The organism is Flavobacterium restrictum (assembly GCF_007097245.1).
Taxonomy (GTDB): Bacteria; Bacteroidota; Bacteroidia; order Flavobacteriales; family Flavobacteriaceae; genus Flavobacterium; species Flavobacterium restrictum.
In genome coordinates this window covers 96799-112390 of record NZ_VJZT01000009.1, presented here as the reverse complement: position 1 = coordinate 112390, position 15592 = coordinate 96799, and the positions used below count along the sequence as shown (strand labels likewise).

Sequence of the window (15592 nt, the reverse complement as noted above, 5' to 3'; positions counted from 1 at the left end):
AAATTTTCACAAATTCAAAGTCTGTTTTTGGTATGTTTGAGTTAATTATGATGTTATTGACGGGTTCATTTTTGCGTAAATTTGTGTAATTTGTAGTTAAAGAAAATTATGCTTTTTAAAAGCGAATGCCGTCAGGAAAATAAATCGAGCTCTATAGTTCGTAGGATTTGTTTGTGAGGAAGTATTTTTGGTGATTGCTGTGCGTGAGGGATGTAGTGGAGCTCTTTTTTTTGCCTACCCAGTTAGGGTTTTGAACCCTGACTGGGTAGGCAAAAAAAAAGCGGGAACGAAAGCCCGACCCGAAGTTTTTACGGAGGGTCACGCCCAAATAATACAAATGTTAGCTATACAATAATGCTTATTTTAACTCAATCAAAACATTATACTTGCTGAAGCTTGCCAGTGTTTCCTTGGCACTGTGGTTGAATTCTTCTTCGTGAATTTCTCGTTCTTTTTTGAGGTCAATTTGCTTCAAGCAGTTGCTAAAACGTTTGACTTCCTCGAGTGTGGTTATGATTAAACCGGGAACGGCTACGTTTTTGCCCAATTCGTCCTTGGCAACCATTGTAAAATAGGAGGAGTTGCAATGTTTGACAACTCCAGTTTGAATATTCTCGGCTTCTACACGAATACCAACAATCATGGAACTTTTGCCCACATAATTTACAGATGCTTTCATGGTTACGAGTTCGCCTACCTCAATGGGTTTAAGGAAATTGACGGTATCAACGGAGGCTGTTACGCAATAATTCCCAGAGAATTTGGAGGCACAAGCAAAGGCAATTTGATCCAGTAAGGAAAGGATGTAGCCACCATGAATTTTGCCACTAAAATTGGTGTGGGAAGGAAGCATTAATTCTGAAATAGTGATGTAAGAGGACTTGACAGTTTTGAAACCGGTATTCATAATGGTTTAATTTTGGTTAAAAGGAGATTTTTCTTTTTGTACGGCGGTTATAAAATAGCGTGTTTCGCCCCACCAGGAAAAAGTTCGGTATTTTTCTACATAGGATAATTTAACATATTGTCCTTGAAGATTTTGTAAATCAGTTATCACTTGTTTGTCGGCATCCAAAACCGAGAATGTAAATATTTGAGCTCCAGAAATGCCTTGGCTCAACTCGCCTTCCCATGTTTTCATAATGACTCCTTTGTGGCTTATTTTTATGAGTTCGCCCGACCGCATGCCTTCGCTAAAGGGAACGTAATAAATAAAGGCAAAATAAACAACCACTACAAGTGTGGCAAGGGCGGCAATAATGGTTAGTACTCGTTTCATTTTTAGTTAATTTAAAAGTTGATTTTCGTCGGTTTCGGCTCTTTTTAAGATGTTATCGGGTAGGGCTTTTTTGGCTTTGGCACCCATTTTTTTCAATTTTTCGACGCTTACAATAAGGTTTCCTTTTCCGTCTACGAGTTTGTTCATTGCGCCTTGGTATTCGGTTTTGCTTTCGTCTATTTTTTTGCCAATTTTGATTAAATCAGCCACAAAACCTTCGAATTTGTCGTATAAAGCACCCGCTTGACGTGCAATTTCAAATGCATTTTCTTGTTGCTTTTGGTTCGCCCACATGCTATCAATGGTGCGCAAAGTGGCTAATAATGTCGATGGTGTTACGATGACAATGTTTTTTTCGAATGCTTTGTTGTAGAGTAGCGTGTCCTCATTGAGTGCGATGGCAAATGCGGGTTCTATGGGAATAAAAAGCAGTACAAAATCAGGGCTTTCTATTTGGTATAAATCCTGATAATTCTTTTCGCCCAGTTGTTCTACGTGGCGTTTTATGGAATTGACATGCTCCTTTAAATAGCTTATTTTGAGCATTTCGTCTTCTTCATTGGTGTACTTTTCGTAAGCAGTTAAGGAAACTTTTGAATCGACAATCATTTTTTTGCCATCGGGCAAATTAATCACCACGTCTGGAAAAACGCGGTTTCCGGACTCGGTAATGTGGCTTTGTTGCACTTCGTATTCGCGTCCTTTTTCTAAACCTGATTTCTCAAGAACGCGTTCTAGCACTAATTCACCCCAATTGCCTTGCATTTTGCTATCTCCTTTTAGGGCTTTGGTCAAGTTGACGGTTTCCTTACTCATTTGAAGATTCATTTCGCGCAAACCCAGAATTTGTTGGCGCAAAGCCGCATGATAATCAATGCTTTCTTTGTGGGTATCTTCGACTTTCTTTTCGAATAATTGAATTTTATCTTGCAGCGGTGTCAAGATATTTTTCATATTCAGGTTGTTTTGTTCGGTAAATTTATTGGATTTTTCGTCTAATATTTTGTTAGCCAAATTTTCGAATTCCTTGGTAAATTTTTCCTGTAGTTTTTCGACTTCTTCTTTTTGCTCTTTGTTGCGTTCCCAAAGATTGTCAAAATCGACTTCTTTTTTCGAAAGTTGGATGGCAAAACTATCTTTTTCGTTTCTAATGGTCTCTTTCTCTTGATTTACAGTTTGCAATTGCTTTTCGAAAGTCGCTTTGTCTAGTAATGCCTGCTCTCTTTGTTGCAATAATTGGGCATTTAAACCTACTAATTTTTCCTCTAAACTACTTTTTTCTGATTGAAAGCGAGCCGAAAACAACAATTTGCCAATGAAAATGCCAATAGCAAATGCAATGATAAACACCAATAAAAAGAGTAGCATATTCGTCATAAAAGGAGGTATTTGAAAAAAACAAAAGTACGCATAAATACGTAGTCCTTCCTTTTTAAGAGCATATTAATTTATTTTTTAAATTATTTGGATTCGGTGACGCAACCTTTTGGGTTTAGCGAACTCTTTGAAATATAAACGAACCAAACCGTATTATTATGAAAAAAATTAGTGCTTTTTTTATGCTTTCGTTGAGTATCATTTCGTGCTCTTTGAACACCGATTCTCCATCTGTTTCTTGCGGTAATACCAAGAACGTAGCTTTCAAAACGTACAGCTATTGCAATACTTTGATTGCCGAAACCACTACCTCTAAAGCGATTGTGGTGGATACGCAACAAAAGTTTGATGCTTATTTTCAGCCGTGTGTTCCGCCAGTTGATGATGCAACCAAAAAGAAAATCGATTTTGGAACCACGATGTTGATTGGCGTTTTTTCGGGGGTTAAGCCTACTGGCGGGTACGGAATCAAAATCCAATCGGTGGTGGAGAGCGATTGCGAAGTGGTAGTTGGCTTTTACGAAAGTGTACCGCAACCAGACGAAAACGTTACTCAAGCAACCACTTATCCCAAAGAGTTAATTACAATCCCAAAAACGACCAAACCAATATACTTTCAACGGGTAACTCAAAATACAGATTATGTGGTTTTGGGGAGTTTTGCAGGCGAATGTATAGGCTCTGAATGCCAGCAATTTTACGGTATTGACAGTCAAAAAGTGCTTCGTTATTCAAATGTTGGCTATGGCAATTACGAGATGCGTTTGTATGATGCTCAAGCTTTGGTTTACAATGAGGATTTTGCGGATTTTTCCAGAAATATTCCTAGAGAAATTATAAATTTGAAAGGGCAAACCAAAACCTATGGCGCACCAGACTCTCACGATCAAGGTGGAATTTATGTAGCATTATATCAGGGCACTATGGTTGCCAAAGTGTATCTTGACAATGATAATACCGCCGATCAAAATGCCGCTATGTTGGTTTTTAAAAAAATACATTCAGGATAAAATAGTGCTTCTAAAATCAAAAAATTAACCTTTTAAATCAAAAAACAGCATGAAAAAAATAGCTATAATTATGGTATTATTTTTAGGAATTTCCTCCTGCACCTTGGATAAAGTATCCGGTTTTGAAAGTGCTAGTACTATAAATGGTACTTAGATTTGGGAAAAATCAGTGGGTAGCATTACCGGTAATAGTGTTGAAACCCCAACGAGTACGGGTATTGAGCGGAAATTAGTTTTTACAAACGATGGTAAAGTAATGGTCTATGCCACAGGACAAGAAACTAGAAGTGTGGCGTATGAGATAAAACAAGGGAAAACTATTTTTGATGATTTAGATCACAATTTACTCGTTTTTGACGGAATGACTTACGTAATTTCCCATATTGACGCCAGTAGTTTAATTCTGGATGATAATTTTCCCGACGGCTACCACTTTCATTATAAAAGATAAAGTGGCTTTATTTATATGGCATTAACCTTCAAATTATTTTTCTTGAACGAAAATCTTACCCAACTCATACAAAAATGTGTGCAAAATGATCGAGCGAGCCAACAGCAATTGTACCAGTTGTTCGCTCCCGTTTTGTATGGAATTTGTTTGAAATACATGAAAAATGAGGCCGACGCCAAAGATGTATTTCAGGAAGGATTTGTATTGGTTTTCCAAAAAATGCATCAGTTCAAGCACCAAGGGAGTTTTGAAGGGTGGCTGAAACGCATTTTTATCAACTTGCTCATTAAGACTTTGAAGGGTGCCCCAAAAAATATTTTGTTACTCGAAGGATACGACCTTGCCGATGCTAGTTTTGAGGACGAAGCATTAGAATCAGTTCCCATACCACAAGAAAAATTACTAGAATACATTCAGGATTTGCCTGATCAATACCGATTAGTATTCAATTTATATGTTTTTGAAAAACGAAAACACAAAGAAATTGCCCAATTGTTACACATATCCGAGGGCACTTCTAAATCGAATTTGAATCGAGCCAAAATCAATTTGAGAAATAGAATTTTGGCCGCCTTAAAGTCTAAAACAGCATGAAAAAAGAAACGATAGAAACACTATTTTCTTCTATGGAAGATTTTTCAAGTGTGCCACCACCTGAATTGTGGGAGGCTATTGAGGAACAGTTAACGCCACCCAAAAAGAAAAAACGAGTAGTAGCGTGGTGGTTTCTAGCCGCTAGTTTGCTGGTAGGGTTGGGTGTGCCAACGTATTTGGGGTATCATTACATTACTACTGAAGGCGCTGCAAGAGGACTTGTTGTACCCGAAAAACAAAATGTAGTACAAGTGCAAAAAGCTACAATTTCTGGCAAAGCCAAAGTGTACCAACCGAAAGTTATAGTAATAGCATCAAAAAAATTTCAATCCAATAATACCAATGCAGCCATAGCCGAACGAGAAAAGGAGCAACCATCAAAAACGAGCCACAAACGGAATGCAACCAGAGTGGTTTGGACGGCTGCTAAATACAATCTCGTTCCTAAATCTACCCATTTGATAGAACAAAAAGACAATCATAGTGTTTCCCAAAACGCGTTGGCTACCCTTCCGGGAAAAAGCCAAAAACCCAATTATGATGGTATTCACGACCAAACAAAACAGTCTGAAACGAATAGTAGCAATAACCAAAGCAATCAAAATGGGACTTTGGTTTTGAATGCTACGGCTAAACCTACAGTTGTTCTTTCAGATAAAACAACTCCCAAAGCCGAAAAAACCCCAACAACCCCAACACAAAACAAAGATGAAACCAATGCCAAAGTTACCCAAGAATTAGCTGTTTTGGATCAGATTTTAGACCAATCGAAACCTACAGAAAAAAGGGAAGATGTAGCCACTAAAACAGCAATTTCAAAATGGTCTTTGGGTGTTTTTGCAGGATTAAATAGCTCTCAAAATTACAAAAACAACACTGCACTAGGCACTACAATTGATGCCAAGCAAGGCGCTAATTTTGGCGTTACGGCGAGTCGTACCATCAGCAAAAAATGGGGTTTGAGTTCCGGATTCAAACTCAATGAACTCGGGCAGCAGTTGAACAATGTTTCCTATTACAGCACGAAAGCTACTTTGGGCATTGATGTTACCAATTTTATTGTTAACACGGACAAAGCTAATTTGGTTGTTCTGGCCAATAATCCTAATTATTTGTTTATTGCCAACGCTAATGCTGCCGTAAGCAACACCATTGGGGTTTCGACAGGGGAAGTCTCACAACGCCTGAAATATTTCGAAATGCCTATGTCCGTTTCGTACGCCCTTTTTGATCACAATAAAACCAGTATCAAGATGAATACAGGGGGATTTGTGGGGAAACTGGTTTCGAATCATGTTTTTTTAAATGGTGCAGCAATAGGGGGAAACAGCAATGTAAATGATTTTGTATACGGTGCTTTATGGAGTAGCACGGTGCAATACCACCTTTTTAATCAAACCCAGCTCTATGTGGAGCCAGGAATCAACTACTATATGAACCCCTTGCAAGGAACTCCTTTTAATCAATTTCAATGGGTTTTTAATTTTGGAATGAACTGGAGTTTTTAGAGGTTTTTTCTATGGATTTATATTGCCTGTTGATTTTGTCACAGGCTTTTTTTTGTTCAAAAACGAAATTTAATTGTTTTTTTTTAAAAAAAAGTCCCACCGAAGCAGGACTAAAGGTTTGCACCTACGGCATATAGCCTTATTGTGATAAGATTAAAGATTAGAAATTTTAATCATTGCAAATATAAGTAAAAAAAACTTTAGTTTGTATGTGGAATACCGTAAGGTGGGTAATTATTTTCTCCGTAGCTTTAAAAATTCTTACAAAACAGGAATTGATATGGCAAAAATATTAGGTTTAGATTTAGGAACAAACTCGATTGGGTGGGCGATAGTGGATGATAAGTTTAATAAAATTTTGGGCATTGGAAGTCGAATTTTTCCGATGGGTGTTGAGAATTTGGGTGATGGAGATAATGAAATGTCTAAAAATGCAAGTCGAACAGGAGCAAGAGGTGTACGACGTCAATTTTTTAGAAGGAGATTGAGGAAGAAAGTGTTACTAAAATCACTTTCAGAAAATAATATGTGTTCAATGAGTTTGAAAGATTTTGAAGATTGGAAACAGACTAAACAATTCCCATCTGAAAAATTAGCGACATGGTTTGCAATGAATCCTTATGAATTGCGACAAAAAGCATTGAATGAAAAATTATCTTTAGAAGAAATAGGTAGAATTTTTTATCACTTAATTCAAAGAAGAGGTTTTTTAAGTAATAGTAGAAAAGGTGGAAGCGATGATGGAGCTATTTTTAAAGGAAACGCTAAAGAAGGTAAAATTGGTATTGATGATACTCTAGAAAGTATTGAAGGGAAAACTTTAGGTTCTTATCTGTATGAGATATATCCAAAAGAAAACCAGCCTTTTCAGGATGGATTAGAAAGAATTCGAAATCGATACACCACTCGTAAAATGTATATTGATGAATTTGAGTTGATTTGGGAAAAACAAGCGCAATTTCATTCGGGTTTAAATGATGATTTAAAAACCATTTTTGGGGGAAGAAAACAAGATAATTACGAAGCAGATGGTATCTTATTTCATCAACGTCCATTACGTTCTCAAAAACATTTGGTTGGTAATTGTTCTTTTGAACCTACAAAGACGAAATGCCCCATAAGTGCTATTCCTGTTGAAATGTTTAGAATTTGGCAATGGGTAAATACTGTAGAATACAATGGAAAGAAAATCAATCAAATAGAAAAAGAAAAATTGATTGAGCAATTGCTTTCGTTTGATAAAATTGAATTTAAAAAACTACGAAAAGCCATTGGTAAAGAAAGTGCGGAATTCAAATTTAATTATAAAGACGACGATAAGATAGTTGGTACACATACTATTTCCAATTTATCAAATAAAAAATTCTTTGCAAAAAAATGGTTTGATTTTTCAGAAAAGGAACAGGAAGATATTTGGCACGTTTTGTATTTTTTTGACAGCAAATCAAATCTTAAAGACTATGCTATTAAGAATTGGAATTTTAGCGAAGAACAAGCAATTGCAATTTCAAAGTTTAATGTAAAAGACGGTTATGCCAGTTTGAGCCGAAAAGCTATTGGCAATATCTTACCTTTTCTACAGCAAGGATATACTTATGATGTTGCAGTAGTCATGGGTGGAATAAAAAATACTTTTGGCGACAAATGGCAAAACAATACAGCAGAAAACAATCAAAAACAATTAGATTTAATTGATAATGTTTATGACATTGTTAGGGCTAAAATTTCGGGTGGATTTATAGATACAATTAAAGATTTGCTTCGAAAAGACTTTCAATTTGATGACAAACAATTAAAGAAACTCTATCATCATTCGGTTACAATTGATGTTACAGCATTACTGGAAAAACTACCAGTTGGCAAGAATGCCGACAAGGAAATTCAGGCTATTAGAAATCCGATTGTAATTACTGCTTTGTTTGAATTGCGAAAATTAGTTAATGAATTAATAGAAGAACACGGTCAACTTGACGAGATAAAAGTAGAAATGGCTCGTGATTTGAAAATTTCGAAATCACAACGAAATAAAATTCGCAGAGACCAAAAACGATTGGAACGTGAAAATGATAGAGTAAAAAGCGAAGTTGAAAAATACACGAGAGTTTCGCACGATAACATTTTAAAATTCAAACTTTGGGAGGAGTGTAAGCAGACTTGCCCTTACACAGGTGTTACAATACCAGTTAGCAAACTTTTTACAGGCGAAGTCCAAATTGAACACATTCATCCTTGGAGTCGTTCGCTAAACGATAGTTTTAATAATAAAACATTGTGTTATGCGGATGAGAACAGGCGAAAAGGAGACAAAACACCTTTTGAATTTTATGGAAATGATGAATTGGATTGGATTGCTAGGAAAGAACGAGCATTAAAATTATTTTCGGACACCAAGGAATATCCAAATGCTTACCAAAAATTCAAACGATTTGTACAGCAAAAATTTGATGATGATTTTTCTTCAAGACAGTTAAATGACACTCGATTTATAAGTAAAGAAGCGTCTTCTTATTTAACGCAAGTTTGTAAAAAAGTAAATGTTTCTCCAGGACAAATGACGGCCAACTTGCGCCAAAAATGGGGTTTGAATACGGTTTTGAATGATGAAAATGCTAAAACTAGAGAAGATCATCGTCATCACGCTATTGATGCTTTGGTTATGGCTTGTGGAAAAACAAGTTATTTACAAGAGTTGTCCAAATGGAATCGCTATAATAGAAACTACGATTTAAAAGATTTTCCAATGCCTTGGGAAACCTTCCGATTTGATGCTGAAAAAGCGGTAGATAAAATATTGATTTCGCATAAACGCATTTCTAATGATATAACTATTCGATATACTAAAGTAGAGAAAAACGGAAAAACGCATATAAATAAAGGTGTTGCTGCGCGAGGGCAATTGCATAAGGAAACCGTTTTTGGTAAACGAAATTTCAATGGAGAAGAAGCATTTCATGTTAGAAAATCAATTGATAGTTTAACTACTGAAAAACAACTAGAAAAAGTAGTTGACGAAGCTATTCGAAAATTAATTTTTAAAAGAATTCAAGAATTAGGCGGATTTGTAAAAGGAACAATTCCTGCTAATACTTTTTTTATTGTTGATGAGAACGGAGTTAAACAACCACAGATTTTCTTGCCAAATAAAAATGGTGCGCCAGTACCAATTTTGAAAGTTAGAATGAAAGAAAGTATAGGGAGGGCAGAAAAACTAAAAGATAATGTTAATCAATGGGTAAATCCTAGAAACAATCATCACGTACTTATTTATAAAGATGAAAAAGGAAATTTAAAAGAAGATGTAGTTACTTTTTGGACAGTTGTAGAGCGTAAAAGACAAGGTTTATTAGTTTATCAATTACCGATTGGAGGTAAAGAATTAGTAACTACATTGCATACAAATGATATGTTTTTAATTGGATTAAGTGAGGAGGAAATTAATTGGGAAAACATAGACTATAATATTTTGAATGAGCATTTATACAGAGTTCAGAAAACCTCCAAGAAGGAGAAATCATTTGAATTTAATTTCAGAGCCAGTATCGCATCATCATTAGATAATAAAAATCAAGAAGTCTCTATTCAAAGTTTTAAAAAATGGATTGAAGTTAATCCAATCAAAGTAAAAATTTCAGTATCAGGAAAAATTTCTAAAATGTAATTCTATTTTTAAAAAAGTTGGTGTAAATTTACACCAACTAAAATTATTGTTATGACACGACAAAGTATCACTTTAGCCAAGCAAAATGATGAATGGCTGAAAGCACAAGTTGCAGAAGAAGAATTTACCAGCAAGAGTGAGGCTGTAAATTATTTAATCAAACAAGCTCGTGAACGTGAAGAATATCATAACTATGTTCAAATGAAAATTGATAGGGGTTTGAAAAGTGGTTTTAGCACTAAAACCAAGGAAAAACTTTTGGCGGAAATTAAAAGTAGGCTAAATGTATAAGTATCATTTATCTTTTGAAGCAGAAGAAGATATTGTAAGGATTTTTGAGTACGGTTTAGGAAGATTTGGTTTGCAACAAGCAAATAAATATTACGATATGTTGTTTGAATGTTTTAATAAAATTGCATCAAATCCGTTTATGTTTCCAATGGTTACAAAGTATAAGGATATAGATCGTTGCTGTGTTTGTGGAGTTGATACTATTTATTACAATATTAAAGGTAATAAAATTGAAATCATCACAATCATCGGAAGACAAGATTTTTAAATGTTCTTTGACATATAGTTTTTCAATCTCTTAAACAGCCAAACCACAACTGAAAGGCATGGCATCCGCCCAGTAGGGATGCAGTAGCTTTCAGTTGTGGTTTGATTAAAGATTAGAAAACACGATATTTGATACGATACTGTTAATCTAAAGTAATAAGTTGTGGTTTGATTAAAGATTAGAAAACACGATATTTATTCGGTCATCTAAATTTGACATTAATTCGTTGTGGTTTGATTAAAGATTAGAAAACACGATATTCTTTTAGTTTTGGAAGACCAAGGATATTCCGTTGTGGTTTGATTAAAGATTAGAAAACACGATATTTCTTGAGATTTACAGATGCTGTGTTCCGTTGTTGTGGTTTGATTAAAGATTAGAAAACACGATATTGCAAATTTTATCGTATTTAAACGGGTTTCGGTTGTGGTTTGATTAAAGATTAGAAAACACGATATTGAAATATTATAGCTTGAGTAGCTTTCGCGGGTTGTGGTTTGATTAAAGATTAGAAAACACGATATTTATCTTTGCATATCTTTGCATATCTTTGCAGTTGTGGTTTGATTAAAGATTAGAAAACACGATATTTATATTAAAACCATTAGCTAATACATTACCGTTGTGGTTTGATTAAAGATTAGAAAACACGATATTCAACGGTGTAATCTTTCCAATCAGTTGAGTGTTGTGGTTTGATTAAAGATTAGAAAACACGATATTTGTTTCACAAGTACACCGTAGACCTGTACAGTTGTGGTTTGATTAAAGATTAGAAAACACGATATTGGATTAGACCACGAAATAGGCGCCGCTGTAGTTGTGGTTTGATTAAAGATTAGAAAACACGATATTTTTTATTTTTTTTACAGGATCACCCAGCGGGTTGTGGTTTGATTAAAGATTAGAAAACACGATATTTTCCTGTATAATGTCATACATCCATTGGTCGTTGTGGTTTGATTAAAGATTAGAAAACACGATATTGAGAACGGATTTTTTTTATAGCAAGACGCAGTTGTGGTTTGATTAAAGATTAGAAAACACGATATTGATTTTTTAGTCAAAGTATGCTCGATTCCGGTTGTGGTTTGATTAAAGATTAGAAAACACGATATTCGTCTTTATTGGACATCTCTATAACTTTTGCGTTGTGGTTTGATTAAAGATTAGAAAACACGATATTTTTATCTACCAAAAACAACCTTTGCAAAACGTTGTGGTTTGATTAAAGATTAGAAAACACGATATTTGTTGGCAATGATATAATTAGAAGCGCTAGGTTGTGGTTTGATTAAAGATTAGAAAACACGATATTAGTATAGTCCGATTGCCTTATTGTGTTGTAGTTGTGGTTTGATTAAAGATTAGAAAACACGATATTGGATGCCGAAATTGTTACAAGAGAATTTTTGTTGTGGTTTGATTAAAGATTAGAAAACACGATATTAACGATGTGGTTGCTCAACCAGAACAATCAGTTGTGGTTTGATTAAAGATTAGAAAACACGATATTTCACGCTTACCGCTCATAGAAAATGTACTAGTTGTGGTTTGATTAAAGATTAGAAAACACGATATTCCTTTTTCTTTCCAAAAAGTAACCGATGTAGTTGTGGTTTGATTAAAGATTAGAAAACACGATATTTTTTGGCAATTTAAAACTGCTCCGCACTTGTTGTGGTTTGATTAAAGATTAGAAAACACGATATTTAGACATCTTTTTTGTGTTGTAACCTCTGTGTTGTGGTTTGATTAAAGATTAGAAAACACGATATTTATTGAAATAGAAGACAATCTAATCAAGCAGTTGTGGTTTGATTAAAGATTAGAAAACACGATATTTGTCAACAACTCAACCACTACTACTGGAGTGTTGTGGTTTGATTAAAGATTAGAAAACACGATATTTTTGGGAAAGCGACTTTCACTTCTTCCTGTGTTGTGGTTTGATTAAAGATTAGAAAACACGATATTCGTTTGGCTATTTGCTTTCGTTCGTATTTTGTTGTGGTTTGATTAAAGATTAGAAAACACGATATTCCGTTTGCGCCACAATGTTTGGATTGGCCGGTTGTGGTTTGATTAAAGATTAGAAAACACGATATTGCTAAAAATTTAGTTTGTTTTCGATTTCAGTTGTGGTTTGATTAAAGATTAGAAAACACGATATTAATTTACAAACAAACAATTGGCTTTATATAGTTGTGGTTTGATTAAAGATTAGAAAACACGATATTGGTTGGGGCAAAAAATCAGATGATGGCTGGGTTGTGGTTTGATTAAAGATTAGAAAACACGATATTCTTGGGGTAGGTAATATTGGAATTGAGTGTGTTGTGGTTTGATTAAAGATTAGAAAACACGATATTATTCATGGCGAAACACCCGAATCACAAGACGTTGTGGTTTGATTAAAGATTAGAAAACACGATATTATTCGTGAAGATTTAATTGATGGCATAAACGTTGTGGTTTGATTAAAGATTAGAAAACACGATATTTTATAAAAAATAACAGTTCGCTAAACCCTAGTTGTGGTTTGATTAAAGATTAGAAAACACGATATTAAACCAAAGAGGAATATGATTATCTGAAAGGTTGTGGTTTGATTAAAGATTAGAAAACACGATATTTTATGTGCCTAATTTTTACAACGTTGATAAGTTGTGGTTTGATTAAAGATTAGAAAACACGATATTCGCTTTTGTCCTACACGTTCCCAACGGACGGTTGTGGTTTGATTAAAGATTAGAAAACACGATATTTTTGTTTGTAAATTTTTTGGTCAACACGAAGTTGTGGTTTGATTAAAGATTAGAAAACACGATATTTTTTAATGCCAAAAGTAGTTCTGGACATAAGTTGTGGTTTGATTAAAGATTAGAAAACACGATATTAATACAGATTTTGAACAATTAGGCGGTTTTGTTGTGGTTTGATTAAAGATTAGAAAACACGATATTAAACCCAAGAGGAGTACGATTATCTGAAAGGTTGTGGTTTGATTAAAGATTAGAAAACACGATATTAACAATTGAAGAAGAAGAAATTGAAATTCCGTTGTGGTTTGATTAAAGATTAGAAAACACGATATTCTCGGTTCTTGTCTTTAAAAGTAACTTTGGGTTGTGGTTTGATTAAAGATTAGAAAACACGATATTAGGTAACAAAAATGGACGAAAGTCCAGTTGTTGTGGTTTGATTAAAGATTAGAAAACACGATATTGTATCATTTGCTTACTATTCCGTACTGGTTGTTGTGGTTTGATTAAAGATTAGAAAACACGATATTGGCTATCGGATAATTCGTTCCAGGACTTCGGTTGTGGTTTGATTAAAGATTAGAAAACACGATATTTTGCTCAATAACCGTTTCAAGACTCCCTCTGTTGTGGTTTGATTAAAGATTAGAAAACACGATATTTCATATCAAACCTATAAAATCCTTTGATACGTTGTGGTTTGATTAAAGATTAGAAAACACGATATTGAAACCAAAGAGGAATATGATTATCTGAAAGTTGTGGTTTGATTAAAGATTAGAAAACACGATATTCCGACAAAAATGAATTCATTGGCAGTTTAGTTGTGGTTTGATTAAAGATTAGAAAACACGATATTCATCGATTTCATTACATCAATCAACAACCGGTTGTGGTTTGATTAAAGATTAGAAAACACGATATTCATTATCTAATTCCTAATATAATGATAAGCGTTGTGGTTTGATTAAAGATTAGAAAACACGATATTTGGCAATTGCAAAATGCACGATGGCTTTCTGTTGTGGTTTGATTAAAGATTAGAAAACACGATATTGCAATAAACCGCCTCAATGAGCATCTGGACGTTGTGGTTTGATTAAAGATTAGAAAACACGATATTAATTAATACTAATATCAGGAACAAAGATCCGTTGTGGTTTGATTAAAGATTAGAAAACACGATATTAATTAAGCATTCTCTGGGTGCGTTTGGCTTGTTGTGGTTTGATTAAAGATTAGAAAACACGATATTGTTTTGTGTTTGTAAGTTTAGTCATAATCCGTTGTGGTTTGATTAAAGATTAGAAAACACGATATTCCAAAGTACTGATTCCACTTGCCGCAATCAGTTGTGGTTTGATTAAAGATTAGAAAACACGATATTACGTGAACATAAATCCAAAACAGTCCGCCGTTGTGGTTTGATTAAAGATTAGAAAACACGATATTTGGCAATTGCAAAATGCACGATGGCTTTCTGTTGTGGTTTGATTAAAGATTAGAAAACACGATATTCATCCCGAAGCTTCTTTACCCACGCATCTCGTTGTGGTTTGATTAAAGATTAGAAAACACGATATTAATTGGCTTGTTACCTTCTAATTATCAAGAGAATAAAGAAGAATATCGTAAAATAAAATGCCTCTTTTTTGGATTGATAAGCCAATATTGAGGCATTTTTTTGTTTGTAATAGGAAGGGACAGGTTGAGACCTGTCTGTAAGGTGTGGGATTGCAAATGAAATTGGATTATATTTATGAAAATTTTAAAAATAATCGATGAAAAATAGAAAGAGAAATCGAATGAAAGGATTCGATTATTCCAGCAATAATATTTATTTTGTTACGATATGTGTTCAAAATCGAGAATGTTGTTTTGGATACGTAGGGACAGGTTGCGACCTGTCCGTACACCATCCAAATGAAAATCATCCAAATGAAAATCATTCAAATGAAAATCATCCAAATGAAAATCATCCAAATGAAAATCATCCAAACGATGATAAGAAAAATGATTTTTCAGGTATAAAAATGAATTTGAATGAATATGGTAAAATAGTCGATGAACAAATAATTTGGTTAGAAGAACAATATCAATATGCAGTTATACATAATTATGCGGTCATGCCTAATCATGTTCATATTATTCTAGAAATAGATAGTTTGAAGGTTAAAGACAGTACAACAAAAATAAAATCATTATCCAGTTTAATAGGAGCTTTCAAAACCACTTCTTCGAAAATAATCCATAAAAAAGGATTAGAAAATTTTGCATGGCAACGTTCATTTCATGATCATATAATTAGAAATGAAAAGGCATACGATACAATTTTTAATTATATTGATTTGAATCCAGAAAAATGGTTTCAAGATTGTTTTTTTTGAAAGA

General features: G+C 34.1%; 11 protein-coding genes and 1 CRISPR repeat array. Of the genes, 8 read left to right on the top strand and 3 right to left on the bottom strand.

The window, feature by feature from the left end; all coding sequences use genetic code 11:
* Nucleotides 1-358 precede the first annotated feature (358 nt).
* Genes FNW21_RS10000 through rmuC form a run of 3 tightly spaced genes read right to left on the bottom strand, consistent with a single transcriptional unit; the run spans nt 359 to nt 2656 of the window.
* Nucleotides 359-907, bottom strand: coding sequence for an acyl-CoA thioesterase (locus FNW21_RS10000; protein WP_144256599.1), 549 nt, complete (start codon nt 905-907; stop codon nt 359-361).
* A gap of 6 nt (nt 908-913) precedes the next feature.
* A complete protein-coding gene (locus tag FNW21_RS09995) occupies nt 914-1279 on the bottom strand; it encodes a 6-phosphogluconate dehydrogenase (RefSeq protein ID WP_144256598.1) in 366 nt (121 codons plus the stop codon).
* A 6-nt stretch (nt 1280-1285) separates the two neighbouring features.
* Nucleotides 1286-2656 (bottom strand): DNA recombination protein RmuC, encoded by a 1371-nt coding sequence (rmuC, locus tag FNW21_RS09990; protein WP_144256597.1) that lies wholly within the window; start codon nt 2654-2656, stop codon nt 1286-1288.
* Nucleotides 2657-2814: 158 nt separating this feature from the next.
* Between rmuC and FNW21_RS09985 the strand changes: the two genes are divergently transcribed.
* The 8 genes from FNW21_RS09985 (at nt 2815) to FNW21_RS09950 (ending at nt 15588) form a co-directional block, all read left to right on the top strand.
* Nucleotides 2815-3666 carry a protease complex subunit PrcB family protein gene (locus tag FNW21_RS09985; RefSeq protein ID WP_144256596.1) on the top strand — a complete coding sequence of 284 codons (852 nt, stop codon included), beginning with the start codon at nt 2815-2817 and terminating at the stop codon, nt 3664-3666.
* A gap of 169 nt (nt 3667-3835) precedes the next feature.
* Complete coding sequence (locus tag FNW21_RS09980) at nt 3836-4117, top strand: hypothetical protein (RefSeq protein ID WP_144256595.1); 282 nt, start codon at nt 3836-3838, stop codon at nt 4115-4117.
* 15 nt (nt 4118-4132) lie between these two features.
* A complete protein-coding gene (locus tag FNW21_RS09975) occupies nt 4133-4711 on the top strand; it encodes an RNA polymerase sigma factor (RefSeq protein WP_235889620.1) in 579 nt (192 codons plus the stop codon).
* Nucleotides 4708-6219 (top strand): outer membrane beta-barrel protein, encoded by a 1512-nt coding sequence (locus tag FNW21_RS09970; protein ID WP_144256594.1) that lies wholly within the window; start codon nt 4708-4710, stop codon nt 6217-6219. Before FNW21_RS09975 ends, FNW21_RS09970 begins: the two co-directional genes overlap by 4 nt.
* A gap of 280 nt (nt 6220-6499) precedes the next feature.
* Nucleotides 6500-9877: a type II CRISPR RNA-guided endonuclease Cas9 gene (gene cas9, locus FNW21_RS09965; RefSeq protein ID WP_144256593.1), complete on the top strand. Its 3378-nt coding sequence runs from the start codon at nt 6500-6502 to the stop codon at nt 9875-9877.
* Between the two features lie 51 nt (nt 9878-9928).
* Nucleotides 9929-10168 (top strand): ribbon-helix-helix domain-containing protein, encoded by a 240-nt coding sequence (locus FNW21_RS09960; RefSeq protein ID WP_144256592.1) that lies wholly within the window; start codon nt 9929-9931, stop codon nt 10166-10168.
* Nucleotides 10161-10436 (top strand): type II toxin-antitoxin system RelE/ParE family toxin, encoded by a 276-nt coding sequence (locus FNW21_RS09955; RefSeq protein ID WP_144256591.1) that lies wholly within the window; start codon nt 10161-10163, stop codon nt 10434-10436. Before FNW21_RS09960 ends, FNW21_RS09955 begins: the two co-directional genes overlap by 8 nt.
* A gap of 93 nt (nt 10437-10529) precedes the next feature.
* Nucleotides 10530-14785: direct repeats of the CRISPR family, unit length 36 nt; unit sequence GTTGTGGTTTGATTAAAGATTAGAAAACACGATATT.
* A 197-nt stretch (nt 14786-14982) separates the two neighbouring features.
* Nucleotides 14983-15588: a transposase gene (locus FNW21_RS09950; RefSeq protein ID WP_235889619.1), complete on the top strand. Its 606-nt coding sequence runs from the start codon at nt 14983-14985 to the stop codon at nt 15586-15588.
* The last annotated feature ends 4 nt before the right edge of the window (nt 15589-15592 follow it).

Bases quoted from the DNA above. Each gene is read 5' to 3' on its own strand.
- FNW21_RS09975 (WP_235889620.1), top strand. From the start codon at position 4,133: ATGGCATTAACCTTCAAATTATTTTTCTTGAACGAAAATCTTACCCAA.
- FNW21_RS09960 (WP_144256592.1), top strand. From the start codon at position 9,929: ATGACACGACAAAGTATCACTTTAGCCAAGCAAAATGATGAATGGCTG.
- FNW21_RS09950 (WP_235889619.1), top strand. From the start codon at position 14,983: ATGAAAAATAGAAAGAGAAATCGAATGAAAGGATTCGATTATTCCAGC.
- FNW21_RS09995 (WP_144256598.1), bottom strand. From the start codon at position 1,279: ATGAAACGAGTACTAACCATTATTGCCGCCCTTGCCACACTTGTAGTG.
- rmuC (WP_144256597.1), bottom strand. From the start codon at position 2,656: ATGACGAATATGCTACTCTTTTTATTGGTGTTTATCATTGCATTTGCT.
- FNW21_RS10000 (WP_144256599.1), bottom strand. From the start codon at position 907: ATGAATACCGGTTTCAAAACTGTCAAGTCCTCTTACATCACTATTTCA.
- FNW21_RS09955 (WP_144256591.1), top strand. From the start codon at position 10,161: ATGTATAAGTATCATTTATCTTTTGAAGCAGAAGAAGATATTGTAAGG.
- cas9 (WP_144256593.1), top strand. From the start codon at position 6,500: ATGGCAAAAATATTAGGTTTAGATTTAGGAACAAACTCGATTGGGTGG.
- FNW21_RS09970 (WP_144256594.1), top strand. From the start codon at position 4,708: ATGAAAAAAGAAACGATAGAAACACTATTTTCTTCTATGGAAGATTTT.
- FNW21_RS09985 (WP_144256596.1), top strand. From the start codon at position 2,815: ATGAAAAAAATTAGTGCTTTTTTTATGCTTTCGTTGAGTATCATTTCG.